We start from the raw sequence: 25,481 nt of genomic DNA, 5'->3' as shown, positions 1-25,481 counted from the left end.
CTGGAAGGAAACCCATGAGCGACCACGTCTCGAGCGCCCGCAGTGACGCTCCCCGCCGAGTTGACCTGGCGATCGCGCGTATCGACGCGTGGACCGTCATGAAGGTCTCCTTCCTCCTGTCGGTTGCCCTGGGCATCGCGATGGTCGTGGCGACGATCGTCCTGTGGCTCATGGTCGACGCCATGCACGTGTTCAGCCAGATCGAGGACTTCCTGCAGACCGTCGGTGCCGGCCGCTTCGCGGAACTGCTGGACTACGCTCGACTGCCTCGCGTCATTTCCTACGCGACCATCGTCGCCGTCATTAACGTCATCCTTCTCACCGCCCTGTCGACGCTGGGAGCCATGCTTTACAACGTCGTCGCCTCCCTGGTGGGCGGCATCAAGGTGTCCCTCATGGATGAGTGAGGGCGCTCGCCCAAAGGGGTCGGCTGATGCCGGCCCCTTTTTTGCTATGCCTTGTGTTGTTGGGGCCCTCCAGGAGGTGTGGGCCATGAGTGGCGACGGGGGTTTGATTCCCCCGATTCGTGACTGAGTGTGAGGAGTGTGGTGCCCACAGTGAAGATCGCCTCGGCGATAAACGCTGAAAACGCCCTGTTGTGTCTGAGGTGGTCCGCGTGCTGGGTACGACGGTGTCTGTCGCGGTGTGGTGTTCGCAGCTGAGCCCGTTATGCCGAGTGCTAAGCAGATATATCGCACGTAAACCCGATGTCCTGCACGTTAACCCGATACATCGCACGTAAACCCCTTGATCTGCGCGTGGGCAGGGCCGCCCACGCGCATCTCATAGGGTTAACGTGCGAGTTAGAGGGCCCACGTGCACGTCGTCGGGTTAACGTGCGGGGGAAGGGGCCCACGTGCGCATCAAAGGGCCGAGGTGTCCACCTCCAATGCAGGCGTTGCTAGTTGTTATCAATCCGAGTCGGGCGCGCCCGCAAGACCGCCGCAAGGATGTCGCGCAAGATGAGTCCGGACCGCGATCGTGGCCGGTGATCGGGAGCAAGTGACGACCCCTGCGAGCGCCACGCATACGGATTGTGGCTGAGCGGACCCGGCCAGGACGACGTGACGACCGTTGCTGGAGCGGGCAGCGGAAGGAGTGGACTCACCCACGAGCCGGCCGTCACGTAAATGCGCACTCGCTCGTCGATGCCAAGAAAGAAACCATCGTCTATGACCGACGCGGGAGATCCCACGGGATCGAAGGCATAGACGTGCTTGAGCGCCGGGGGAGTGGTAGCCGCCGCAGCGTACAGCGCCAGGTTCGCGCCCTTCGAGTGACCGACCACGATCAGTGGACCCTCCGCACGCGACGCCGCGTAGGTCAGATAGTTTGCGGCCCACCGCTGTGAATCCGTTGGAAAATCGAGGCCAAAACGTGCATCCTCCGCCCACCCGACCGCGCTCGTGTCCGTGCCGCGAAAGACCACGTAGGAGGTGCCGGCCTCGTCGACGAATGTTGCCGCGCCGAACTGTGCCAGCGGCCGCGATGTCGTCCGACTGACAGCGTCGCACACGCGTACCCCGCTAAACCGGGCACTTGCACCGGCCGCCTCAAGAAGTGGGCGGTCACCGTGGGAGGCCATCGAATAGCGGTAGAGGCGGGAGACCGACGAGGCCTGGGCGGCTTCGCGCAGCAAGCATCCGCCCGGAGAACGAGGCCCTGGCAGCGCTTGAAAATCAACGTAGATCAGGCACGATAGTGCTAGAGCATCGGCGGGGAACAGGTCTGCTCGAAGCGGCACCTGGGCATCTCGCACGTACTCGATGATGCTTGTCATAACGCACCCTCCTCTCGATCGAAAAGAGGACCATCCATGGTCGTGTTGGACGTCACCAACGCTCGATTTTGCTGGATGGCCCTGTGCTGTGTACTATATCCGAGTGCCCGAAAGGGTGCCGGTTGGGCCTATAGCTCAGTAGGTTAGAGCGCAGTCCTGATAAGACTGAGGTCGGTGGTTCGAGCCCACCTAGGCCCACCATCCGCAGGCGAGCGAAAGCGGAGGATCATCATGAAGAAATGGGTCACCTGTTGCGTGGCTGTCGGATCCGTCGTGGCCGTTGGCATCGTCGTTCGACAGATTCTCGTTGATCTTTCCGATAACGTTGACCTGTGGAAGTCCGTGACGGACACCGTGGAGAACTGAGTTTCTCCAACGGGGCTATGGCGCAATTGGTAGCGCACCTGCTTTGCAAGCAGGGGGTTACGGGTTCGAGTCCCGTTAGCTCCACTCTACGTACAAGGCTCGAACCCTTGCCATCTCGGATGGTTTCGGTTCGGGCCTTTTTGCCGTCTTGGGCTCAGGCAAGGGCGTTGGTGAGGTGGGCTTGGGCATCGGCATAGTCGCTGCGCTGACTGCTTCGTCAGGCATTCTGCTGATGCAACGAGCCGCTGCAGGTTCTCAACGCGCCTCGGACGGCTGATCTCTGTGAGTGACCGGGCCTGTTAGAACGCCACAACAAACCGTGTCGTCCTCTGGACACTCACATTAGCCACGTTGAGGCCTGGCACGGGCTGCGGATGCCGCACGTACTTGCTCGTAAGCGGCGAGCGCCTCGCGTCGCGACTCGGCCAGGTCGACGATAGGCACGACAGGCCGAGCGAGTCCCTCCGGGGTCCAGCGCTTGACGTAGCTGCTATGCGGGTCGAACCGGGTGCGCTGGAGTTCAGGGTTGAAGACACGGAAGTAGGGCGCAGCGTCCGCGCCGCAGCCGGCCACCCACTGCCAAGAGACAGGATTGTTCGCCTCGTCTGCGTCCACGAGAGTCTCCCAGAACCACTGCTCGCCATCTTGCCATGGCTGGAGCATGTTCTTGGTGAACAGCGATGCAGCGACCATGCGCACCCGGTTATGCATCCAGCCTGTCTGCCACAGCTGCCACATTCCGCTGTCGACGAGGTCGATGCCGGTGCGGCCGTGTCGCCAGGCTCGCACCAGGTGGTCGTTGGGATGATAGGGGAATTGCGCGAAAGCTGGACGCATGGGGGTGTCCTCTAGCTGTTCGCGGTGGTGGAGTAGGTGCCAGCAGAACTCGCGCCAGTAGAGTTGCCTGGTCCAAGCGGTGATATCCTCGCCCGCGGCCGTGCTGCTACGGGCTGCGGCCAAGGCTTGGCGCGGCGATAATTCGCCGCACCGCAGCCTCGGAGAGATTCTGCTGGTGGAGGTTTCTTCCCCGGGCAGGTCACGGCGTTTGGCATAGCCGGGCAACCAGTTGTCGACGGCGTCCAGTTGCTCCCGGGCTGCCAATTCACCGGGCTCCCAGTGCTGTGCGAGGGTGTCTTCCCACCAGGCGGGGCCGTCGTCGAGCAAGCCAAGATCCTCTAAATTCTGCAGGACACCGTCCTCCCGCAACGTGGCGAGGGCTGTGGCCGCACCGTCCGGCTCGTCGACAGGTGGGGGCTCGGGCAGGAGGGGAGCGAGGGGCAGGTCGGCTACGGCGTGGCTGAAGGGTGTGAAAACTTGGTAGTGGGAGCCGCTGGCCGTCCTCATCAGCCAGGGTTCGGCGAGCAGGCTGCCGGGATGGCTGTGCACGTCGGCGCGGGATTTCAACTCTTCCTTGATGGCGGCGTCCAATCGGCAGGCTGCCGGGGCGTAGCGTCGTGTCCAGTGCACGAAGGTAGGTTGTAAGGTGGCCACGACTCGGCGCACGATGCTCGCGGCATCACCACGGGCGAAGACGAGTGGAATGCCCAGGTCGGCAAGCCGCGGCGCCAGCTGTTGCAGGCTGCGGTGGTACCACCACCGGGTGGCCGCACCGAGTGGGCGCGGGCCGTGCCGATTGTTGTCCTCATCGGTCCTGCGGGTTTCGTGGATCCACAGTGCCACCACGGGTCCATGTGCTCCCGAGCAGGCGGCCGTCAGGGCCGGGTGGTCAGCCAGACGGAGGTCGTCGCGAAGCCAAATCAGTGTGGTCATCGATGGTCCTTGAGAGGGTTCAGTGAAAGAGTTGGCCGGCGATCGTGTTGGTGAAGGATGGGAGGTTCAACGGCCGCTGCTCTCGATCAAGGAAGGGGTCCACCCAAACCCGGGCGCAGAGTGTTGCGTTCAGGCACTGTATCGTCATTGGTAATCGTACTTGACAGGCGACTGGTGCCACAAGACACGTCGGCCCTCTGGTGATGGAGCGTCTGCTGAACGAGGGCTGGTCGATTCGGGTGCTGGTCCGCGACGCGTCGAAGCTGGAGTCCTCTGTACGGCAGCGCGTTGAGGTGGTTGAGGGCGAGGTTGAGTCACAAGATGCGCTCCCGAGACACAGGTGTGGTAGCTTGGATCAACTTTGGTCTCGACGATGGCACCGTGAGGATCGTCCTGAGTTTCATAGCACAACAGAGAGGGGACCCCTGATGACCGTCGTGCCCGTTGCGCTTGTTGCTGGCGGTTCGCGTGGCCTCGGACTGGAGATTGCTCGGCAGCTTCATCGATGTGGCCATCACGTCGCCTTGTGCGCTCGTGACGAGGCTGCTCTACAGCGTGCAGCGTCCGAGTTCAAGGAACGTGTATCCATCCACATCATGGACGTCACTGACCGCGAGGGCGTGCAGCGCGTGGTCAACGAGATTTCGAATGGCTATGGCCCCATCGAGGTGGCGATTCACGTGGCCGGCATCATTCAGGTGGGGCCTGCCGCAGACGTAGAATTGGAGCACTTCGATCAAGCGCTCGACATCATGGCCAAGGGACCCATCAACGTGGCGTGGAGCGTTCTTCCGTCGATGCGGGAGCGTCGTCGTGGACACATCGGCGTGGTCGCCTCCGTGGGCGGCGTCGTGAGCCCGCCTCATCTCCTGCCATACTCCACAGCTAAGTTCGCAGCTCTGGGCTTCACTGACGGGCTGGCCGCTGAGTTGGTGGGCACCGGCGTGACGGCGACGAGCATCGTTCCCGGACTTATGCGCACCGGTTCCCACGACCAGGCCGCCTTCATTGGCAACGCCACTGCCGAACACAATTGGTTTAGCGTGGCAGCCTCAGCGCCTTTGATCTCGGCTAACTCCACGCGGGCCGCTCGGCGTATGGTCGATGGTGTCTTGGCGGGGAAGCCTTTGGTGACTATCACTCCGCTGGCGTGGATGGCGTATCGGGTGCGCGGCCTGATGCCGGGCACCACGACCCGGGTGATGGGGATCGCCAACAGGTTTCTGCCCAGGGCGACGGGAAATACTGTGCCAGTCAAGGGATCGAAGCTTAGCGTGTCACCTGTCGTGCGCAGACTCACCCACTGGGGCCGGCGCGCGGCCGCTCGCAACAACGAGGTGTGACCGACAATCGGGTCGACCACCCCGCTGACATCACAGACACCAGCCGCCACACTCAACGCGAGATCATGGTGCCCTCGGCAGTGCGGGTGGTGAGCAGACAGACTCGCCACGAGAGTCCACAACGCAGGGTTCAGGCGACCGCTTCGATGTCCGATAGACCCATCGCGACCAGCACGAACACACGGTTTGCGGGGTCTTCAGAGTTGAGTGTGGGTGGAGGCGTCTAAGCCTCCTGCGATGAGGAGCATTCGGAGTTGGTAGTTGGTGGGGTTGCGGTAGCCTCTGGCGATTCGTCTGCCTAGTTCGATGATTCCGTTGATGGCTTCTGTGGGGCCGTTGCTGGCTCCGCCAGTATCGAAGTATGCCAAGAATGCGTCCTTCCATGTGCGCAGGGTTCGGCCCAGTCGGGCGATGTTGGGGATGGGACACGTTGGTAGGCTCTCGACGAGGTGTGCGGCCAGGCGTCGGCCTTGGGCGGGTGTGTTTTGATGGAAGGCGTCTCGCACGTGCTGGGCGCAGTGGTAGGCGACTTTGACACGGATGTGTGCCTGATCTTCCGTGAAGGCTGCGCGGAGTCGTTCCTGCTTGGCGTGGGGTGAGCCTGCGTGCGTGAGGCTCGGAAGAGATTGCGGATCTGATAAAGGGGATCACCCACACTCAACTCGGAAGAGCCGCCAACACCGCTGTCCTGGGTAAAGGCCAGCGTCTACTGATCAATGATCCAACTCGGTTCGACGGCGTGCGCATCAGCGGCGTGGATGAACACGTGTGGCACCACACCCCGCACCAGGACAGGTACGTCACCGTTATCTTGGACGTGACGCCCATCCGCGATCGCAGCGGCCCCTCCCGGCTCCTGGACATGGTCCCAGGCCGCTCCAAGCAGGTCTTCAAAACCTGGCTGCCCGCCCAGCCCGACACGTGGCGTGAGCACATTGAGATCGTCGCGATGGATGGTTGTTGCGTCCCGGGTATTGTGGAGAGTGGCTTAGGCCGGATTGGGGGTTTGGGATGTCTGGTCAGCGTAAGTACTCGTTGGAGTTGCGTGAGCGTGCGACGCGTATAGCGTTGGAGGCTCGTGCCGATCCTACTAGCCGCAAGGGTGCTATCAAGCGTGTTGGCGGCCAGTTGGGGGTCAATCCTGAGGCGTTGCGTAACTGGGTGCGTGCCGTGGAGCAGGGCGGACGCCAGATTCGATGAACGGTTGTCCTTGAAATGCTGAACTTTGAGCAGATTGTCGCAATTAGTGTGCCAGTGGAATATAAGTGGCATATTTCGTCTTGCTCTGCCCTGGTTAGTGTTTTATAGTGCTGTATCCTAGTTTTCCATTGCAATTTGTGCGATACTGTAGATATGGGTTCCTCTTCGAGCCTTCGGTCCATGGTGGCCAGGAACTGTAGCAGCGGCTCGACTTCTTTCGCATGGAACTCACTGAGGGCCACCGCCGACCCGCAACCAACCAACCGGTTGCGGGTCTTGTTGTATGCCGCGACCAGGATCGCGGTGCGCCCACGGGACGGCCGCGCCCGAGCGGTCAGATGTCCAGCACCTCAACGGCAGAGACCTTGAGGGCAGCTTCGACTCGCTGGGCGAGGAGCGAATCCGCCTGCGAGAGGCGCTCAACGTCCGGATAGACGCTCAGGGTCTTATCTCCGACAACCCAGAAGTCACGACGCCACGTCTTGGGGTCGGACCACATATCCTCCTGGTTGGACCATTCCGGCAGCGTCCTGTGAACCTTCGTTGCCACCGCCAGCTGGCCTTTGGCGGTGAGGTAGACCGTGTCGATGCGCGTCCCCTCGGGATCGGGTCGCCTCAGGCGCACCACACGCCGACCAGTGAACGTGACGCGGCGATCCACGCCATCCGTCGATAGCTTGAGTTCGATCTCCTGAAAGCCGTCGGTGAGGCGGTGGTGCTTGTTCACGTAGTCGCGAAGAGCCTCGACGATGGCAGCCGACAGGCTTCCCGCGATTGTTCCCGCCTCGGAAAAGAGGCTCACGTCGCTGTCTGAAACGTATACGTTACGCGTAGGCATGTACATAACTATACACATACTGACGCGAGTGTCAAGAGCCGACGAATGACCAACCGACCGGTCACTGTGGGTCACCCACACGCCATGCTGGGTGCGCGTACAGGATCGAGGGGAAGAGCCTACGCCGCGGTATTTGTGCACAATCTTGTCCACAGTTGTGTATAAACCGTGTGGAAGATTGTTTGTTGAACAACTGCAAGCGTGTGAAAACTGACCCGCAGTGGCGAAACTACGAAGCGCATGACGCGGCAACTACTCCCTTATTGGAGTGCGCAACGGTACCTACGCTGTCGCATTCGGCACCAACATCCCGGGCGTGGCTCTCGCGGGGCCCAACGGGATGCAGCGCATACGGGAGCGCCCGGGGCCACGGCCCCGGGCGCTCCCGGCAACGTATCAGTCCCGACGACTAGCGGAACAACTTCAGGGCGTTTGGCCCAATCATGAACGGTGCAAGAATCATGGAGGATCCCAGACCCACGCTAAAGCCGGCGATCACGTCGGTGACCCAGTGGACACCCAAGTACAGGCGAGTCACGCAGATAAACACGATGAGCGTCAGACTCGCCGCCCACAGCAGGTAGCGGAGGCGTCGACCGACGCGCGTCATCGTCAGAACCAGGGCGAGCGATACGAAGAGTGCGGTCACGGCCGTCGCGTGACCCGACGGGAAGGAGTAGCCGTCCTCGGTGATCAGGCGCAGCGCCTCGTCGGGACGAGGACGCTCGTAGACGTGCTTAATGATGAAGCTATTCGTGGTAGACAAGGCCACCGACCCCAGGATGTACAGGGCATGCATGGCCTTCTTCAGGAACCACCACACGGCACCCGCAATGATCAGCGCCAGGACCACCGCACGCTTGGGATCGAAGACCCACGACGCGCCCGCCATTAACGTGTTGATCGCGGGCGAGCGCGACGCAATGAAGTCAGACCACACCGTGGTGTCGATCGGCAGCGGATTCGAAATGAATCCGCCGGCAACGGCGACCGCAGCGACGAGGAGGACCCCGACGATGACGGAGGGTGAGGTAAGTCGACGAGCAATCATAGTGAAATCCTACCGTAGTGTCAGTCGTTTGCGCCGTACTCGTACACCCAGCGCCCCGCTCGGCGCGAAAAGCGCGAACGTTCGCGCATCTGCCCGGTTTCACCGGTCACCGCGTCACGCCACGAGGCCACGAACGTCACGGTGCCCTCCTCGTCGGAGGGACCCCCGGCCTCGGCCTCGAGAATCTCCAGACCTGTCCACCGCGTCCCCTCCACCCAGTATGGGGGAGCGGGGCGTGTGCGCGGGTGCCAGGTGCGGAATAGATAGTCCTCGTCGCGCAGCGCGAAGGCCGTGTAGCGCGACCGCATGAGCGCCTCGGCGGTCGGAGCGGCCTCGCCGTCCAGGTAGCGCCCGCAGCACTGGGCCAGCATCGCGCCCGACCCACACGGGCAGGTACGAGGCCGGGGCACACCGGCACCGGACGCGCCGGCGGCAGAGAGGGAAGAGGTCACGCGTGATCGCCCAGGGAGGCCAGCCAGCGCTCCGCGTCCAGTGCGGCGCGGCAGCCCGAACCGGCGGCTGTGATGGCCTGGCGGTACGTGTGATCCACGGCGTCACCACAGGCAAACACGCCGGCGACGGAGGTGCGCGTTGACGGCTCGTTGACCGTGATGTAGCCGGCCTCGTCGAGGGCGACCTGGCCGCGCAGGAAGCCCGTGCGGGGCAGGTGGCCGATCGCGACGAACACACCGTCCACGGCGATCTCGCGGGTCGAGTCGTCGACCGTGGAGGCCAGGCGCAGACCGGTCACGGCCTCGTCGCCCAGGACCTCGTCGACGGTCGCGTTCCACTCGAAGGAAATCTTTGGGTTGTTGAGGGCGCGTTCGGCCATGACGCGCGAGGCGCGCAAGGCGTCGCGACGGTGCACGACGACAACCTCGGACGCGAAGTTCGTGAGGAACGTGGCTTCCTCCATCGCGGAGTCGCCGCCGCCGATGACGGCCAGGCGACGATCCTTGAAGAAGAAGCCGTCGCAGGTCGCGCAGTAGGAAACACCGCGGCCGGAGAACTCATCCTCGCCGGGGACGTTCATGTGACGGTACTCCGAGCCGGTCGCCAGGATGACGGCGCGCGCGTAGAAGACCTCGTCTTCGGTCGCCACTGCCTTCACGTCACCCCCGAAGTTGACGGCGACGACGTCCTCGTAGCGAACGTCCGCGCCGAACTTCTCGGCCTGCTCACGCATGTTGTCCATGAGCTCGGGGCCCTGAATTCCTTCGGGGAATCCCGGGAAGTTCTCGACCTCGGTCGTGTTCATGAGCGCGCCCCCCGCAGCCAGCTGGCCGGCGAGCACGATGGGGGCGAGCCCGGCGCGGGCCGTGTACACCGCGGCCGTGTAGCCGGCCGGACCCGAACCGACGATGACGACGTCGTGAATGGTGGTGCCTTCCGGGACCTCGGTCGACGGGATCTGGACCTCGACGGCCTCGGGAGTTGAATCGGTGTTATCGGCCGTGACAAGGCCGGGAATCGTCACGAAAGACATGCGTACCCTCCTTAGGGGTTACTGAACGGTTAGTTCGGAGATCCAGACCCAGTTGCGGCCATCCTGGCCCTTGGGCATCGAACGGAACTGCAGCGCAATTGAGTCGGTTTCGACAGGGGTCGGGAGCTGAATCGTGGTCGTCGGAGACAACGTAGAAATCATCAGCTCTGTTCCACCGCGCGGGTTTGCGGGGTCCGTGACGTTGCGCACGACGAGTTCGCCGCCCGATGTCGCCGGGTCCATGTTGAGCGTCACCGACGAGACGGTGGCCTTCGCCTGCAGCTTGACGACGATCGTCACGGAGGTCTCGTCGCGGAACTGGTTGTTGTCGAACCAGCGCGAGGACCAGGACGTCGACGGGTTCGAGTCGATCATGTTGATCGCGCGATCCGGGTGGTCGCCGTCGTCGTTGTTCCAGGACAGGACCTGGACAGAGGAGATCGTGGGCGTCACGGATTCCGTCGGGGGAGGGGTCGTCGTGAGCCCGGGTGCGGGCTCCTCGCCGGACTCCTGGGCAGCCACGCCGTTACGCAGGGACTGGCCGAGATCCAGATCGGTGACAGGTCGTGTCGCCATCCACGGACCCCAGATCGCGCCAAAGAGAAACAGCACGACGCCGAAAATGAGAGCGGGTCGCGTGGGGTCGATCAGCTTGTCGGAGCGCTGGGGCTTGGTTTGTTCCTCCGTGGGCGAGGCCGGGGCGCCCTGAGCAGGCGGCGCGGGGATCGGGGGAACGGAGTCCATGACCTCGGTTGGATCCTCGACGGGAGGGGCGGGGATGGCCGACTCGACTACCGGCTGCACGCGGGGAATCTGGTGCGTCACGGGCGCGTCAGCGAGGGGTTCGGGGTGCGGGTAGTTCGCGGGGTTCACCTCGCCGTCACGCTCGTAGCCGCTGGCCGCGGGAGCGGGCGGCGGGGGAGCCAGCGGGAAGGGAGAGGACGAAACCTCGGCGCTGTCCATGGCACCGGTGACGGGCTCGACGCCCAGTGCCGCGAGGGACTGGGCCATCGGAGCGTTGTCGGGTGCGGGAATGGGGTCCTCATCGGGTGCGGGAATGGGCTCGGCGTCGGGCGCGGGGATCGGATCGGCGTCGGGCGCGGGAATGGGATCAACGTCGGGCAGTGGAATCGGTGGAACATCGACCGATTCGTCGCTCGACGAGGCGGGTGACACCGGGGGAGCGGGAATCGGCGAGGCAGAGATCACCTCGTCGAACGACGGCAGTTTCTTCTCGTCGCCGGTACGTTCGGGCGTGGGAGCCATCGGTTCCTCCGTCTCGTCGGGTGTGTGTCCCGCCATTATCGCAGTTGGTTCAGCTGTCGGGGTGGAAGACGCTGCCAGGATGTTCACCACAGGGGCTGGCACGCGCAGGCGCGTCAGCAGCGGGCGCATCATTACCTCGGACTCGCGGGGGGCAGCGACACGCAAAACGACGAGGTAGGCGAGGCCGGTCACCGCAGAGACGACGGAGAGCTTGACGCCCGCCAGCAGCATGCGTCCCAGTGTCGAGGAGATGTCCGTGTGAATGCCCACGAGCCACAGGACACCGAATCCGACGAAGCCAGCGATGATCGCTGCGCCCAGGTAGGCGACGTAGGAGCGCAGGAGTCCAGCGCGGTCAACGAAGCTATTCTCGCGCGAGACCCAGACGATGGCGATCACGCCCTGCGTGAGGCGGCAGGCTGTTTCACCGAGGGCGGCAGCGACCACCCACCAGCGTGCACCGGTCACGGCGTACAGCGACCAGCCGAGAATAACCTGGATGATCGTGGGGCCAATACCCATGAGGAACACGGGCTTGACGTTTTCGTAGGCGAAGAAGACGCGCTGGCTCATGAGGACCATGCCGGTCGACGCGACGCCGGGCATCAGAGAGGTGAGGACGAGGGCATAGCCGGTGACGGCTGCGGGATCTCCGCCCTTCGCGGCCATAGCGATCTCCATCATCGGGACGGAGCCGGCCATCAGCATGGCCGCCGCAACGAGGGTCAGCGAGGTGATCGTACGCACGCCCAGGTGGTAGCTGTCGGCCACCGCCCTGTCATCGCCGTCGGCAACGGCACCTGCCATGCGGGTGAAGATCGCTGTCGTCAGAGACACGGTGATGAGCGACTGGGGCACCATGAAGATCATGAAGGCCGTCGAGTAGGCCAGAATGCCAACGACGCCGCCCTGTGCGCCGCCATGGCCGATAAAGCCGTCGGCCATGGCGGCCAGGTTGTTGGTCGACAGGACACCGACCTGGGAAACACCGAGGGTCGCAAACGTCCATCCTGCGACGCGGGGCATCGACCCGAAGGAGGTGCCGCGGAAGTGGAAGTCAGGCTTGAAGGACACACCCGCCCTGCGCATCGGCCACAGCAGGCACAGCGCCTGGCAGATGACGCCCAGGGTCGCCGATCCGGCGAGGACCCAGAACTGCGCATGGGTCAGATCGCCCGCGGGGATGCCACCGTCGGGTGCACCGCCCCAGATTGCGAGGAATGCGCCGAGGCCCGCGATGCCCACGACGTTGTTGATGACCGGTGCCCACATGTAGGGCCCGAAGATCTCGCGGGCGTTGAGGAGCTCGCCCAGCAGGTTGTAGAGCCCGTAGAAGAAGAGCTGCGGCAGGCATAGCAGCGCGAAGAGGATCGCGAGGTTGCGAATGTCATCGGTGTAGCCGGCGGCCGTGATCATGACGAGTACGGGAGCTAGCACCATCGTCGCGAAGGTAACGAGGAAGAGGAGCGTCCCCGCGAGAGTCAGCAGGCGGTTGACGTAGGTGTCACCGTCGTGGCGGCGCTTGATCGCGCCCACGATCTGCGGGACGAGGACCGCGTCAAAGATGCCCGAGGCCAGCAGGTTGAACACGGTGTTGGGCAGTGTGTTCGCCGTCTGGAAGGCCGCGCCCACGCCGCCGGCGGTCGCGCCGACCGCGGCGATGAGCATCGCGTTCCGGATGAAGCCCAGGATGCGCGACACCATGGTGCCCGACGCCATGAGCGCCGATGCCCTCAGGATCGATCGGCGAGGCGTGTTCGAGCTCATGGAGTCTCCTTCGTCGTTGCCGTCTCTGTTTCGGTGTTGTCGTTCGCCGGGGCCGATGCCTCGTCGGTGCCATCGGTGCCGGGGCCGGCCCCAGAGTCCGCCTGCGTCGTCGCCCGCGCGGATCCCTCGGAGGACGCCAGCGCTTTGGGGGTACCCCTCTTGCGCAGCGAACGCATGATGCCGACCAGGAAGAGTAGGCCGAAGAGGGAAGCGATGACCGCTGTGATTGCATCCTCCCACCCGGCGCGCATGCGCACGGTCACGGTACGGGAGTCGTCGAGGACTGTGCCGTCCGGGGTCGTCACCTTGTACGTCACCTCGATGTCGCCACTGCCGATCGCGCCGACTGGGACCTCGATGGTCGTGGCACCCTGCGCGGCCAGAGTTTGGTCGAGCGCCGGGGTGGCGCGCAGTCGCGGGTCGTCGGGCACGAGGGTGACGCCGACGCGCACCGGCCAGGGCAGGTTATTACGCACGAGGACGGGGAAGTTCGCGGACTTGTTGATGAGGTTGACGGCCGAGGAGGGCTCGACGGTCACGGCTGAGAGCATGCCCGTGACCTGGGAGGTCATCGCCGTCGCCGAGTCGAGCTGCTCGGACGGGGTCAGCTGGGCAGACAGGGCGGGCAGAATCTGTGGCGTGACCGAGTCGTACACGGCATCGGGATCGTCGGTCGCGTTGGCCAGGGGCTCGAGCATGGTCAGGGACGAGGCCATGGCTGTGATCGCGGAAGAGATGTCGGCGTCGAGCGTGCCCGCTCCGACGGTCTGCCGGTCGACGTCGGTCGGCTCGCTGGTGGACATCTCCGTGAAGGACAGCGCGGAGACCCAACGCGGAGAGAACAGGGCATTAATGCGCTTGGTGAGTGACTCGTTGACGGCCGTGCCACGCGCGGCCGCCGCGAAGACCGTGCGCGATGACGAGGGGCGTTCCCGCGCGATGATCGCCGTGATCGCGGTCAGGGTCTGCTCGGCATCGAGCTCGTCGCCGCCGGAGGCGTTCCACGACAGGATCGAGGCGAGGTCGGCCTGCTGCGCGAGCGTTCGTGCCCCGGTTCCATCTGTTGCCGTCTCGCCCGTCGAGGTGTCGATGTTCACTCGCGCGTAGGAGGTGAACGTGACCTCTTCGGCGGGGGTGAGCGCCGAGGATGGGGCGATCGCGATCTGGTCGGGCGACGCGTAGTTCGATAGGAACGCCGTGCCGAAGGTCGTGTCGGCTGGCCACGCGACGTTGCGCAGGATAGTGGGGCCTGTGTCGGGCGAGGTCGTCGTGGTGGCGCTCTGTCCGGCGGCGCTCTGTCCGGCGGCGCTCGCGGTCGGGCTGGGGCTGGGGGTTTCGGTGGCGCTCGCCGAGGGCGAGGGGCTCGGCGACCCCGTCGAGGGCGCGGGGGCCACCCATCCGGCCTCGCGCAGGGACGACGGGAAGCCCGCGATGGAGTTGGAGGCGCGCGCCCAGAAGCTCGCGTTGCCCGACAGAGCGAGGGCACCGAGGTCGGCGTCACCGTCGGGTAGGGCGATGATTTCGTTCGCGGTTCCCATGAGGGCAGACACGAAGGCCTCCGACTGCAGGTCGCGCGATCGCTGAGCGGGATCTGTTGCCGTGGGCGCGGGAGTCGGGGTGGGGGAGGAGGACGCGCTCGGAGCGGCGGTGGGTGCGCCGGACTGCCCGGATTCGGCGTCGGACTGATTGGATTGTCCGGATTCGGCGTCGGAGTCGTCGGAATCGGGCGAGGGACTCGGCGACGCTGTTGGCTGCGGTCCGCGCGGGATGAGCAGCGGGTCGATGGCGAGAGTCACGCCGGAGTTGGAGGCCAGGTTCAGGACTGCGGATCGTTCGGCCTGGTCCTGGGTGGCGCTCGGCGAGGTCCAGGGAACCACGGCACTCACGCGCGAGGCTGAGACCTGGGCACCGGAGTCCCACACGAGGATGGACCGGTCCTTGCCGGAGTACTCCCCGGAGTTGGCGGCCACGGTGATGACGCGCGGACCCCACTCGGTCGCGTCTGTCAGGGGAAGGGCAGAGGTGGGGATACGGATTTCAAAGGAAACCGTTGCGCCGCGGATGACATCGGTGAGCGCGGAGGTCGCGGTGTGCGTGGCATCGGGTTCGTCCTCGGACAGCGCCGTCGTCAGTGCGGCTACCGAGATCGGCGTCTCGTTGCCGACGAACACCTCGAGGGAAATGTTCGCGAGCGTTGTGGGAGAATCGTTGCGGACGGTGCCGGAAACAACCACTTCGTTCTCGCTGGTGATAATGCGCGGTGACAGCGAGTTGATCGAGATGGTGAGCCCGGATTCCTCGCTAGCTGTCCCCATGACTGCGGGGCGCGAGGCGTCGGACTGCGAGGTGACGGCGGGCAGCGGGGTGGCCCCGGCCTCGTTCAGACCGAGGCCGAAGGGAAGAGCCATCGCCGCGCATAGGGCGGCTACCCTCACGGCGCGCCTAGTCACGGCTACCCCGATACAGCAGGTCCAGGGCGATGCGCACGATACGACGCTCGTTGGGGTAGGCAAGCTGACGCGACACGTCGCGCAGCGGCACCCACGCGGCCTCCTCGGCCTCATGGTCCGGATCCTGCTCGACGGTGATCGTGCCGGACTCGTAGCCCATCAGGTAGTGGTGAACGACCTTGTGGACACGGCGGTCGTTGCCGGAGAACCAGTAGTCGATCGACGCGAGGTGGCGGATGATGCGTCCTTGGATGCCGGTTTCCTCGGCCACCTCACGCAGCGCTGCCTGCTGGGGGGTCTCGGAACCTTCGAGGTGCCCCTTGGGCAGACACCATTCGATGCGGCCCGCTCGATTGCGCCGCGCGATCAATGCCGCATAGGGAATTCCGTCACGCACATCGACCACGATGCCGCCCGCGCTGGTTTCCGCGGAAATCGGCAGGTGAGAGCGGCCAGCGCGTACAGAAGCGGACCGACGCGGGGGTCTGGGCACCCCGCCTCGGCGGTCAACTGGACGTGCAGGCATGACTCCACTTTAGCCGGTGCGCGGCCCCCGGTAGTCGGCCAGGGCTCTTTCCTGGCATGCTTAGGGGCGATGAGTACCCAGTCAGCTTCCCCGAATAATGGCCCCGTGACCGCGCAAAACGCCGGAACGACGGACATTCCTACCCTCATGGCGAACGCCACGAGGACCTTCGCGGCGCTCCCGCCGGCAATTATGGAACTCGGCACGATTTTTGACCAGGCTGGGGAGGAGATCTCGCTCGTCGGCGGACCGGTGCGCGACGCCTTCCTGGGCGTGACTCCGCACGACTTCGACATGACGACCTCCGCACGCCCCGAGCACACCGAGGAACTCCTTGCTCAGTGGGGTAACGCCACCTGGGACATCGGCAAGGAGTTCGGCACAATCGGTGGTCGCCGCGGCGACCTGGTCGTCGAGGTGACGACCTACCGCACCGACGAGTACGAGATCGGCTCGCGCAAACCCGAGGTGACCTTCGGTGACACGCTCGAGGGCGACCTGACGCGCCGCGACTTCACGGTCAACGCAATGGCGATGCGCCTGCCGCAGATGGTCCTCGTCGACCCGTGCGGTGGCCTCACCGACCTCGCTGACGGCAACCTGCGCACCCCCGTGTCCGCCCAGCAGTCTTTCGACGACGATCCGCTGCGCATCATGCGCGCCGCGCGTTTCTCCGCCCAGCTTGGCCTCGACGTCGACATGGACGTCATGAACGCGATGGAGACCATGGCCTCGCGCCTGGAGATCGTCTCAGCCGAGCGCATCCGCGCCGAGCTCGAGCGCCTCATCATCTCGCCCTACCCGCGCCGCGGCATCGAGCTGATGGTCCACACGGGCGTTGCCGAGGTCGTCCTGCCCGAGGTCGCCGGCCTCGTCTCGACCGTCGACGAGCACAAGCGCCACAAGGACGTCTACGAGCACACTCTCACCGTCGTCGAGCAGGCGATGGACCTCGAGACCGGACCGGACGGCCCGGTCCCCGCCCCCGACTTCATCCTGCGTTTCGCGGCTCTTATGCACGACGTCGGCAAGCCGGCGACCCGTCGCTTTGAACCCAACGGCACCGTGTCCTTCCACCACCACGAGATCGTGGGCGCGAAGATGACGCGCAAGCGCATGAAGGCCCTGCACTTCGATAAGGCGACGATTGAGGCCGTCAGTAACCTGGTCGCGCTGCACCTGCGCTTCCACGGCTACGGCGAGGCCGCCTGGTCCGACTCCGCGGTACGCCGCTACGTTGCCGACGCGGGCGAGCTCCTCGAGCGCCTGCATCGCCTCACGCGCGCCGACTGCACGACCCGCAACCGGCGTAAGGCCAACTTCCTGTCCTCCGCATACGACGACCTCGAAAACCGGATCGCCGCCCTGAGCGAACAGGAGGAGCTCGACGCGATCCGCCCCGACCTCGACGGCGACCAGATCATGGAGATCCTGGGTCTGCGCCCCTCGCGCGCCGTCAAGATCGCCCGCGACTACCTGCTGGAGCTGCGCATGGAGCGCGGACCACTGGGCGAGGAGGCCGCCCGTCAGGCGCTTCTCGAGTGGTGGGCATCCGACGACGTGCGCGCCCTGGCGCAGGAGTACCAGGCCCAGCAGGCCCACTGGGAGGCGAAGGTCGCGGAAAAGAAGGCCCGCAAGGCCGCCGCGAAGGCCGCCCGTGAGGCCCAGGAGTAGGTCCGAGACGCCTGTGGGCGACAATCGTCACGTCCGCGCACGGTGCGGTCCCGGTAATGCCGCCGTACTCTGGGAATAATTCAACTATTCGTTAGGAGAGTTATCGCATGAGTACGTTTACCCCCGAGAAGGCATCGGCCGACATCGGCGTGTACGGCCTGGGTGTCATGGGCGCGAACCTGGCCCGTAACCTGGCACGTAACGGCTACGCGACCGCCGTCTTCAATCGGACCCCGGCTCGCACCGAGAAGCTCATGGCTCAGCACGGCGACGAGGCGACCTTCGTTCCCTCGTCCTCGCTGGAGGACTTCGTCGCCTCCCTGCGGGCGCCCCGCGTCGCCATCATCATGGTCCAGGCTGGTCCCGCGACGGACGCCGTCATGGAACAGCTCGCCGCTCTCATGGACAAGGGCGACATCATCGTCGACTGCGGTAACTCCCTGTTTACCGACACGATCCGCCGCGAGAAGTGGGCAGCCGAGCGCGGCCTGCACTTTGTGGGCGCCGGCGTCTCCGGTGGCGAGGAGGGTGCCCTGTGGGGTCCCTCCATCATGCCCGGCGGCAGCCCGGCCTCGTACGAGCGCCTCGGCCCCATGTTCGAGGCGATCGCCGGCACCTACGACGGCGTGCCCTGCTCCACCTACATCGGCGCGAACGGCGCCGGCCACTTCGTGAAGATGGTGCACAACGGCATCGAGTACGCGGACATGCAGGTCATCGCCGAGGCCTACACCCTCCTGCGCGAGGGCCTGGGCGCGACGCCGGGGCAGATCGCTGACATCTTCGCCACCTGGAACGAGGGCGAACTCAACTCCTACCTCATGGAGATCACCGTCGAGGTCCTGCGCCAGGTGGACGCCGAGACGGGCCGCCCGCTCGTCGACCTCATCGTGGACGCCGCCTCGCAGAAGGGCACCGGTAAGTGGACGGTGCAGACCGCCCTCGACTTGGCGGTCCCCGTCACCGCGATTGGCGAGGCGACCTTCGCGCGCGGCGCATCCTCCGAGCCCGCCCAGCGTGCGGCCGGCCAGGCGCTCGCGGGCAACGCTACCGCGCTCGTCATCGAGTCGGACGAGGCCCGGGCCGCGTTCATCGAGGACGTGCGACGCGCGCTCTTCGCCTCGAAGATCGTTGCCTACTCGCAGGGCTTCGACGAGATCGAGGCCGGCGCGAAGGAATACGGCTGGGGTATCGACAAGGGCGCCCTGGCTCGCATCTGGCGCGCGGGCTGCATCATCCGTGCCGCCTTCCTCGACGACATCACCCGCGCCTACGAGGCCGATCCGGATCTGCCGCTGCTGCTGGCCGCCGAGCCGTTTGCGACACGCTTCCAGGAGTGCACGCCCGCGCTGCGCCGCGTCGTGGCCCAGGCCGCCCTCGCCGGCGTTCCGATCCCCGTGTTCGCCTCCTCCCTGGCCTACTTTGACCAGATTCGGGCGACGCGCCTGCCGGCCGCCCTCATCCAGGGTCAGCGCGACTTCTTCGGCTCGCACACCTACCACCGGGTCGACAAGGAGGGTGTCTTCCACACCCTGTGGGCGGCCGATGGTCGTCCCGAAGAGCAGTGGTCCTGACCTGATCACGCGGCGTGTTCCGCGACAGGGGGGCGGGTGCGCCGCCAACGCACCCACTCCCTGTGTTGCAGCGCATACTATGTGGTTCTTTCAGGAAAGACAGTTACGCTAGGTGTAGACCAATCCGCTGAAAGGGCGAATAGTGGCTAGTAATAACGGACAGTCTGACTGGAATGACATCATGGAGCCTCGTGGCTCGGGTGTGGCAGGGCACCACGGCCTGCCGTCGCGACGTGCTGCACGCGCCGCTGCTGCGTCGCACTCATCCCGAAAGGCTGCCTCAGCTCCCTCGGCCGGAAAGAAGCGCCCCGCGAAGAAGAAGAGGTTCCGGTGGGCCAAGCGCATCGGCTTCGGAATTCTGACTATCTTCCTGGGTGCATTCATTGCCGGAATGGCCGTGTTCCTGTACCTCTACAACACGCTGACCGTGCCCGCGCCGGACGACCTGGCTCTCGCGCAGAAGACCACCGTCTACTACGCCGACGGCACGACGGAGATGGGGACCCTGGGCGACATCAACCGTCAGATCATCGATACGACGACGCTGCCCGACTACGTGTCCAAGACGATCGTGGCCTCCGAGGACCGCACCTTCTACACGAACTCCGGTGTCGACCTGAAGGGCATCCTCCGCGCACTCGTCAACAACCTGCGTGGCGGTGCCCGCCAGGGTGGATCGACGCTCACCCAGCAGTACGTGGAGCGCTACTACATCGGTGAGACCACGTCCTACACGGGCAAGCTCAAGGAAGCCGTCCTTGCGATTAAGATCAACCGCGAGAAGTCCAAGGATGAGGTCATCGGCGCCTACATGAACACGATCTACTTCGGTCGTGGTGCCTACGGCATTGATGCTGCCGCCCAGGCCTACTTCGGGCACGGTGCCGATCAGCTGACCCTGTCCGAGTCGGCCCTCTTGGCCGCCGTCATCCCCGCGCCCTCGGCCTGGGATCCCGCCGTCAACCCCGACAAGGCGAAGGAGCGCTGGGAGCGCGACCTGAACCTCATGGTCGAGGACGGCTGGATCACGCAGGCCGAGAAGGATGCGGCGGTCTTCCCCGAGACGATCGACCCCGATACGCTCAACAGTGCGTCGATGGCCGGTACGACCGGATACCTGATGGCCCAGGTGAAGGCGGAGTTGATCGCCTCCGGCCAGTTCGACGAGGACAAGATCAGCCAGGGTGGTCTGCGCATCACCGCGACGATTGTCAAGGAGCACCAGGATCAGGCCGTCGCAGCCGCTGAGGGCATGAACGAGGTGGACGGCTGGGATCCCACGTACCAGCACGTCGCTCTGTCTTCCATGGATCCGGCCACGGGCGAGATCCTCGCCGAGTATGCGGGTGCCGACTTCGAGAAGCGTCAGCAGAACGCCGTCACGCAGGATATCGCGATGGCCGGCTCGGCTTTCAAGCCCTTCGCCCTCCTGGCGAACGCACGCCTGGGTGGCACCGTGTACGACACCTACTCGGGTAAGTCGCCCCAGTATTTCCGAGGGATGGGCACACCCGTCTCCAACGACGGCGGCTACTCCTTTGGCAACGTGACCCTCGTGAAGGCGACCGCATACTCGATGAACACGGTGTACGTGGGCCTGAACGACGATGTCGAACCGGAGAATACGCTGAAGGCGGCTATCGACGCGGGTATCCCCGAGGACACGGTCGGCCTGAACGAGGAACTCTTGAACGTCCTGGGCCCCTCCTCGCCGCACAACATCGACCTGACGACCGCCTACTCGACAATCGCGAACGGTGGCGAGCGCGTCACTGCCCACATCGTCAAGAAGGTCGAGGACTCGAACAATAAGCTGCTTTTCAGCGGCGACGTGGCTCCCAAGCGCGTGTTCGAGGTCGAGGAGATCTCCTCGATCATGCCGGCCCTCGAGGCCGTCACGAAGGGCGAGGGCACGGCTAACCGTGTTGACAACTCGATCGCGCGCCTGGTGACCGCCGGTAAGACCGGTACGTCCTCCGATCAGCTTTCCGCTCAGTTCGTGGGCTTCGTGCCCGGCATGGTCACCGCCGTGTCGATGTACCAGTCCGACGACGCGGGCAACTCCGTGCCCCTCGATGATGTCGGTGGCCTTGGTCAGTTCCACGGCGGCGACTGGCCCGTGGACGTGTGGATCGACTACATGAAGCCCGCGACCGCGAACCTGCCGGGCGACGACTTCCCCTGGAAGGTCGAGTCGAACCGTAAGGTGCACAACAATGCGCCTACGCCCACGCCGAGTGCGACGACCGAGGCCCCGCAGTCCGCCCCGGCGCCCACCGAGACGCCCACGCCGACGGAGACGCCCTCCGCCGAGCCCACTGAGGATTCTCAGAACGGTGGCGGTTCCAATAACGGGAACAACGGTAATGGCAACGGCAACGGCAATGGGAACGGCAATGGGAACGGGAACGGCGGTAACGGTCCCAACAACGGCAACGGCAATGGGAACGGGAACGGCGCTAACGGTCCCAACAACGGCAACGGCGGGAACAACAACGGCGGCCGAAGAAACTAGCCGCGCGTCCTAGCGCCGAAGCGGGCCCCGAGGAGCTTTCCTCGGGGCCCGCGGTGCGTGTGGGTTCACGGCTCTGATGGGCTATATCCGGCATGGTGCCATTGTGTGTTTCTCGCTGTGTCGTATGCGCGCCGTGTTGCTGGTGCAACGATGCGTGTGTAGATCCTCGCCGTGACAGTTTGATCAGTGATACGCACGCGGATAGGAAACGACGATGTGGATAGCTTATGAACATCCGGATAGCTTAATTTCCTATCCGCAAGTGAATAACCTATCCGCGTTCGCACAACCTATCCGCGTGTGAGTGCATGATGAGCTCGCGCCACCTGTTCTCTGTTCCCGCGCGCTTTAAGGGCCCGGGCCCGCAACAGGCCTCTCGCGCCGATGTGGGCGTAGCAAAAAGGTGGCCCCCGCCGTAAGGCGGGGGCCACCCCTTCAGCATTCAACCGATGCGTGCCTTCACTTCGCGGCGGAGACGCGGACCTTGAGGTTCGCGGACACCTCGGTGTGCAGGCCGACGGTCACCGTGTAGTCGCCAACGGCCTTGATGGGCGAGGCGATGATGACACGACGACGATCGATGGTCTGGCCCAGCTGCTCCTTGACCGCGTCAGCGATCGCGGCAGCGGAGATGGCGCCGAACAGGCGGCCGGAGTTGCCGACCTTGCCCGCGATCTCAACGACGGCACCCTGGAGGGCGTCGCGCACGGCGCGAGCGTCATCGATCGTGGCGATCTCGTGGCGGCGACGAGCAGCGGCGATCTGGTCGATCTGCTTCTGCGCGCCAGCGGTCCACTTGGCGGCAAAGCCGCGGGGGACCAGGTAGTTACGGGCGTAGCCAGCCTTGACCTCGACGACCTCGCCGGCGTGGCCAAGCTTCGGAACGTCGTGGGTGAGGATCAGTTTCGTGGTAGCCATATCAGCTGTGTCCTTCCCTTATCAGCGGCCGGTCGTGGAGTAGGGCAGCAGGGCCATCTCACGCGCGTTCTTGACGGCGCGAGCGATCTTGCGCTGCTCCTGGGTGGAAACACCGGTCACGCGGCGAGCGCGGATCTTGCCACGGTCCGAGATGAACTTACGCAGCAGAGCGGTGTCCTTGTAGTCGATCTTCTCGATCTTGGCCGACTTCAGCGGGTTGGCCTTCTTCTTGATGGGCTTGTTGCGAAGTTGGGGCTTCGCCATGATGGTCTCCTAGTGAATCCGGGCGGACTGTGCCGCCCCAAGCGTGTTGTCTTCGACGTGGCGCTATCCGGCGTTGGTGCCGGGGCGCGCGACTTTAGAACGGGGGCTCGTCGCCGAAGGAGGTGGCACCGCCAGCAGGGGCGCTGCGCCACGGGTCCTCGGGGGAGCCGCCGGTCGGTGCGCCGTAGTTGGCGCCACCCTGGCCGTATCCACCCTGGCCGCCGCCGTAACCGCCGCCCTGCTGGGGCGCGCCCTGCTGGCCGCGGTTGTCGGACTGGTAGCCGCCGCCACCGGAGGGGGCGGTGCGGGTGACCTGCGCGCGTGCGCGACGCAGGGAGGGGCCGACCTCGTCGACCTGCAGCTCAACGACCGTGCGACGTTCACCCTGCTGGGTGTCGTACGAGCGCTGGGTGAGGCGTCCCTGAACGATGACGCGCATGCCCTTGCGCAGCGATTCGGCGACGTTCTCAGCGGTCTCGCGCCACACGGAGCAGCGCATGAAGAGGGTGTCGCCGTCGCGCCACTCACCGGCGTTACGGTCGTAGGTTCGGGGGGTGGAGGCCACCGTGAAATCCGCGACTGCGGCACCGGACTGCGTCCAACGCAGTTCGGGGTCAGCGGTCAGGTTACCGATGACAGTGATGACGGTATCTCCGGCCATGTCGGCTCCTCGGGCTTAGAGGGTGTGGTGTCGGCTCAGTGAGCGTCGGGGCGCAGGAGCTTCGTACGGAGAATGGTCTCGTCGATGCCCATGCGGCGGTTGATCTCGAGAGCGACCTCGGGGGTCGTGGTCATGTCGATGACGACGTAGATGCCCTCAGAACGCTTGAGGATGTCGTAAGCAAGGCGGCGCTTGCCCCAGACGTCAACGTTCTCGACGGATCCGCCGTCAGCACCAACGGGTGCCAGGTACTTCTCCATCATGGGGGCGACGGTGCGCTCGTCGATCGAAGGATCGAGGATCACCATCAGTTCGTAGTTACGCACGTTGGTTCCCACCTCCTATGGTCTTTACGGTCACGGACGGTCCGTGACAGGAGGGCGTTGCGTATGGCCCGTGAGGGCCTGCCGGACCGGCCGCGGGTGCGGACAATCCAGCTACCCACTTTACACGGGTGGGAGCTTCTTCGCTAGGGCGTGTCCGGTCACGATGCGGACCCTCGGCGCGAGGCCTGGTCCAGCCCTGCCAGGAACCGGGAAGTCAAGCGAAACCGGGGGTGGGGACGAGGCCTGCCCCGGCCTCGTCGATCGACTACAGGGAGCGGGCGCCGAGCCCGTTGGTGAGCGCACGCATGCCCATGTAGACGGCCGAGTAGGCAAGCCAGACCATCGCGAGGGCCAGTGAGGGGCGCGCGGCGAGCGAGGAGGAGTGGGCGATGACCCACAGCAGGGGTGCGTACACGACCAGGTTGATGATCCCGGCGACGGCCAGGTATCGGCCGCGGCCAGCGCCGATGAGGACGCCGTCCAGGAGGAACACGTAGCCTGCGACGGGCTGAAAAAGGGAACCGACGATGATGGCGACGGTCGCGTAGTCAATAACTGTCTGATCGGTCGTGAAGATCCGCGTGATCCAGGGCGCGGTGATTGCCAGGACGACGCCCACTGCCACACCGAAAGAGACTCCCCAGCGAGACAGTATGCGCAGGAGTGGGCGCATGGCTCCGCGCTCGCCCGTGCCGGTCGTGAATCCGGCGAGCGCCTGGGCGGCGATCGCGAGGGCATCCAGGACGTAGGCCGCGAAGGTCCACAGTGTCCAAACGATCTGGTGGGCGGCCAGGGCCTGTGTCGAGATCGCGGTGACCGCACTCAGAGTCGCCAGGAGCGCGATGCGCAGAGCGAGGGTTCGCACGAGCAGGGGCGCTCCCTCCAGTGCCGCCCCGAACAGGCCGTCCGTGGAGGGGCGCAGGCTCACGCCCTCACGGCGCGCGGCGCGCACGATCATGCAGCCCAGGAAGAACGCCATAAGGGCCTGCGTGATGGCGGTGCCCAGGCCGGATCCCGCGACACCCAGGCCGAGGGGGTACATGAGCACCCAGTTCGCGCCCGCGTTGAAGGCGGCTCCCACGGAGGCCGCGATCAGCGGGGTGCGCGTGTCCTGAAGCCCTCGCAGGGTGCCCGTGGCCGCCAGGACGACGAACATGCCGACGAGTCCGGGTGCGGATGCGCGCAGGTAGCCCAGGGCGTGGGGCATCGTCGCTTCGTTGGCACCCAGCCAGGTCAGCAGAGGAGAGGCGAAGAACGTCAGAAGGACCGCGGCGACAAGGCCGAGGCCCCCGGCCAGCCACATGGCTTCCACGCCCGAGCGGATAGCGAGATCTCGGCGCCCGGCCCCCAGGTGGCGCCCCGCCAGGGAGGTCGTCGAGTAGGCCAGGAAGATGAAGAGACCGACCGTCGTGTTGAGAACGGTCGAGGACACGCCCAGCCCCGCGAGCTCCGGAGTGCCCAGGTGGCCGACCATCGTGGAGTCGATGACGGTGAACAGCGGTTCAGCGATGAGAGCGCCCAGGGAGGGCAGCGCGAGGGCCAGGATCATGCGCGTGGTGATCGTCGGGGTCGACGAGGCCGAGGCCTCCTCACGTCGGGAGGGTGGGGTCGGGCCGCTGGGTCCCTGTGTGCTCGTCATGACACGCTCCGATTCTTTTCCACAATGTGTGCACAGGCCTGTGGAAAGCCGTGCACTGGGAAATTCT

The 25,481-nt window shown here is 65.2% G+C and carries 21 protein-coding genes, 2 tRNA genes and 4 pseudogenes; 11 read left to right on the top strand and 16 right to left on the bottom strand.

Features of this window, described 5'->3' with window-relative positions; genetic code table 11:
• Nucleotides 1–14 precede the first annotated feature (14 nt).
• The gene (locus RDV55_RS04865; RefSeq protein WP_111823263.1) at nucleotides 15–407 is read left to right on the top strand and encodes a DUF3566 domain-containing protein; all 393 of its coding nucleotides are present in this window, start codon (nucleotides 15–17) and stop codon (nucleotides 405–407) included.
• A gap of 494 nt (nucleotides 408–901) precedes the next feature.
• Here RDV55_RS04865 and RDV55_RS04860 read toward each other — a convergent pair whose 3' ends face one another.
• Nucleotides 902–1,780 (bottom strand): Mbeg1-like protein, encoded by an 879-nt coding sequence (locus tag RDV55_RS04860; RefSeq protein ID WP_111823262.1) that lies wholly within the window; start codon nucleotides 1,778–1,780, stop codon nucleotides 902–904.
• A 124-nt stretch (nucleotides 1,781–1,904) separates the two neighbouring features.
• Here RDV55_RS04860 and RDV55_RS04855 point away from each other — a divergent pair.
• From RDV55_RS04855 to RDV55_RS04845, 3 genes are all read left to right on the top strand, one after another.
• Nucleotides 1,905–1,981: transfer RNA gene (locus RDV55_RS04855), tRNA-Ile, on the top strand.
• A gap of 30 nt (nucleotides 1,982–2,011) precedes the next feature.
• On the top strand, nucleotides 2,012–2,146 hold the full coding sequence (locus RDV55_RS04850; protein WP_218017131.1) for a DLW-39 family protein: 135 nt from the start codon (nucleotides 2,012–2,014) through the stop codon (nucleotides 2,144–2,146).
• An 11-nt stretch (nucleotides 2,147–2,157) separates the two neighbouring features.
• Nucleotides 2,158–2,230 (top strand) — tRNA-Ala (locus RDV55_RS04845).
• Between the two features lie 258 nt (nucleotides 2,231–2,488).
• Here the strand turns inward: RDV55_RS04845 and RDV55_RS04840 are convergent.
• A complete protein-coding gene (locus tag RDV55_RS04840; protein WP_111823261.1) occupies nucleotides 2,489–3,916 on the bottom strand; it encodes a cryptochrome/photolyase family protein in 1,428 nt (475 codons plus the stop codon).
• Between the two features lie 185 nt (nucleotides 3,917–4,101).
• On the opposite strand from RDV55_RS04840, the pseudogene RDV55_RS10520 reads away from it, so the two are divergent.
• A pseudogene (locus RDV55_RS10520) lies at nucleotides 4,102–4,233 on the top strand (hypothetical protein); the annotation flags it as partial.
• A 111-nt stretch (nucleotides 4,234–4,344) separates the two neighbouring features.
• Nucleotides 4,345–5,259 (top strand): SDR family NAD(P)-dependent oxidoreductase, encoded by a 915-nt coding sequence (locus tag RDV55_RS04835; RefSeq protein ID WP_165835844.1) that lies wholly within the window; start codon nucleotides 4,345–4,347, stop codon nucleotides 5,257–5,259.
• Nucleotides 5,260–5,456: 197 nt separating this feature from the next.
• Here the strand turns inward: RDV55_RS04835 and RDV55_RS04830 are convergent.
• Nucleotides 5,457–5,911: pseudogene (locus RDV55_RS04830) on the bottom strand (ISL3 family transposase); the annotation flags it as partial.
• Nucleotides 5,912–5,932: 21 nt separating this feature from the next.
• Between RDV55_RS04830 and RDV55_RS04825 the strand changes: the two are divergent.
• Together RDV55_RS04825 and RDV55_RS04820 are read left to right on the top strand one after the other, a co-directional pair.
• Nucleotides 5,933–6,217: pseudogene (locus RDV55_RS04825) on the top strand (transposase); the annotation flags it as partial.
• Between the two features lie 53 nt (nucleotides 6,218–6,270).
• Nucleotides 6,271–6,459 (top strand): transposase, encoded by a 189-nt coding sequence (locus tag RDV55_RS04820; protein WP_111823259.1) that lies wholly within the window; start codon nucleotides 6,271–6,273, stop codon nucleotides 6,457–6,459.
• Nucleotides 6,460–6,500: 41 nt separating this feature from the next.
• Here RDV55_RS04820 and RDV55_RS10515 read toward each other — a convergent pair.
• From RDV55_RS10515 to RDV55_RS04785, 8 genes and pseudogenes are all read right to left on the bottom strand, one after another.
• Nucleotides 6,501–6,641 (bottom strand): annotated as a pseudogene (locus RDV55_RS10515) (hypothetical protein); the annotation flags it as partial.
• 152 nt (nucleotides 6,642–6,793) lie between these two features.
• Nucleotides 6,794–7,297 (bottom strand): EXLDI protein, encoded by a 504-nt coding sequence (locus tag RDV55_RS04815; protein ID WP_245907650.1) that lies wholly within the window; start codon nucleotides 7,295–7,297, stop codon nucleotides 6,794–6,796.
• A gap of 409 nt (nucleotides 7,298–7,706) precedes the next feature.
• Nucleotides 7,707–8,348, bottom strand: a complete 642-nt coding sequence (locus RDV55_RS04810; protein WP_111823257.1) for a phosphatase PAP2 family protein — start codon at nucleotides 8,346–8,348, stop codon at nucleotides 7,707–7,709.
• 20 nt (nucleotides 8,349–8,368) lie between these two features.
• Nucleotides 8,369–8,800 carry a YchJ family protein gene (locus tag RDV55_RS04805; RefSeq protein ID WP_111823256.1) on the bottom strand — a complete coding sequence of 144 codons (432 nt, stop codon included), beginning with the start codon at nucleotides 8,798–8,800 and terminating at the stop codon, nucleotides 8,369–8,371.
• The gene (gene trxB, locus RDV55_RS04800; protein ID WP_111823255.1) at nucleotides 8,797–9,834 is read right to left on the bottom strand and encodes a thioredoxin-disulfide reductase; all 1,038 of its coding nucleotides are present in this window, start codon (nucleotides 9,832–9,834) and stop codon (nucleotides 8,797–8,799) included. The genes RDV55_RS04805 and trxB overlap by 4 nt, the downstream gene beginning before the upstream one ends.
• Nucleotides 9,835–9,852: 18 nt before the next feature.
• Nucleotides 9,853–12,867: a lipid II flippase MurJ gene (gene murJ, locus RDV55_RS04795; protein ID WP_111823254.1), complete on the bottom strand. Its 3,015-nt coding sequence runs from the start codon at nucleotides 12,865–12,867 to the stop codon at nucleotides 9,853–9,855.
• Entirely contained in the window at nucleotides 12,864–15,302 is a 2,439-nt protein-coding gene (locus RDV55_RS04790; protein WP_281267694.1) for a DUF6049 family protein, read from the bottom strand. Before RDV55_RS04790 ends, murJ begins: the two co-directional genes overlap by 4 nt.
• 7 nt (nucleotides 15,303–15,309) lie before the next feature.
• Entirely contained in the window at nucleotides 15,310–15,843 is a 534-nt protein-coding gene (locus tag RDV55_RS04785; RefSeq protein WP_245907648.1) for an NUDIX hydrolase, read from the bottom strand.
• 147 nt (nucleotides 15,844–15,990) lie between these two features.
• Here RDV55_RS04785 and RDV55_RS04780 point away from each other — a divergent pair, with 147 nt between their 5' ends.
• The 3 genes from RDV55_RS04780 (at nucleotide 15,991) to RDV55_RS04770 (ending at nucleotide 21,606) form a co-directional block, all read left to right on the top strand.
• A complete protein-coding gene (locus RDV55_RS04780; RefSeq protein ID WP_111823515.1) occupies nucleotides 15,991–17,517 on the top strand; it encodes a CCA tRNA nucleotidyltransferase in 1,527 nt (508 codons plus the stop codon).
• Nucleotides 17,518–17,624: 107 nt separating this feature from the next.
• Nucleotides 17,625–19,091, top strand: a complete 1,467-nt coding sequence (gene gnd / locus RDV55_RS04775; RefSeq protein WP_111823252.1) for an NADP-dependent phosphogluconate dehydrogenase — start codon at nucleotides 17,625–17,627, stop codon at nucleotides 19,089–19,091.
• A gap of 142 nt (nucleotides 19,092–19,233) precedes the next feature.
• Entirely contained in the window at nucleotides 19,234–21,606 is a 2,373-nt protein-coding gene (locus tag RDV55_RS04770) for a transglycosylase domain-containing protein (RefSeq protein ID WP_111823251.1), read from the top strand.
• Between the two features lie 459 nt (nucleotides 21,607–22,065).
• On the opposite strand, the gene rplI is transcribed toward RDV55_RS04770, so the two are convergent.
• From rplI to RDV55_RS04745, 5 genes are all read right to left on the bottom strand, one after another.
• On the bottom strand, nucleotides 22,066–22,524 hold the full coding sequence (gene rplI, locus RDV55_RS04765; RefSeq protein ID WP_111823250.1) for a 50S ribosomal protein L9: 459 nt from the start codon (nucleotides 22,522–22,524) through the stop codon (nucleotides 22,066–22,068).
• Nucleotides 22,525–22,545: 21 nt separating this feature from the next.
• Complete coding sequence (gene rpsR / locus RDV55_RS04760; RefSeq protein ID WP_003791435.1) at nucleotides 22,546–22,788, bottom strand: 30S ribosomal protein S18; 243 nt, start codon at nucleotides 22,786–22,788, stop codon at nucleotides 22,546–22,548.
• 94 nt (nucleotides 22,789–22,882) lie between these two features.
• Nucleotides 22,883–23,449, bottom strand: coding sequence for a single-stranded DNA-binding protein (locus RDV55_RS04755; RefSeq protein ID WP_003791437.1), 567 nt, complete (start codon nucleotides 23,447–23,449; stop codon nucleotides 22,883–22,885).
• A 35-nt stretch (nucleotides 23,450–23,484) separates the two neighbouring features.
• The gene (rpsF, locus tag RDV55_RS04750; protein ID WP_111823514.1) at nucleotides 23,485–23,775 is read right to left on the bottom strand and encodes a 30S ribosomal protein S6; all 291 of its coding nucleotides are present in this window, start codon (nucleotides 23,773–23,775) and stop codon (nucleotides 23,485–23,487) included.
• Nucleotides 23,776–24,040: 265 nt separating this feature from the next.
• Complete coding sequence (locus RDV55_RS04745) at nucleotides 24,041–25,414, bottom strand: MATE family efflux transporter (protein WP_111823249.1); 1,374 nt, start codon at nucleotides 25,412–25,414, stop codon at nucleotides 24,041–24,043.
• Nucleotides 25,415–25,481 lie beyond the last annotated feature (67 nt).

Origin of the sequence: Schaalia odontolytica (assembly GCF_031191545.1) — a bacterium.
Lineage (GTDB): Bacteria > Actinomycetota > Actinomycetes > Actinomycetales > Actinomycetaceae > Pauljensenia > Pauljensenia odontolytica.
This window is presented reverse-complemented; position numbering and strand designations above follow the sequence as displayed.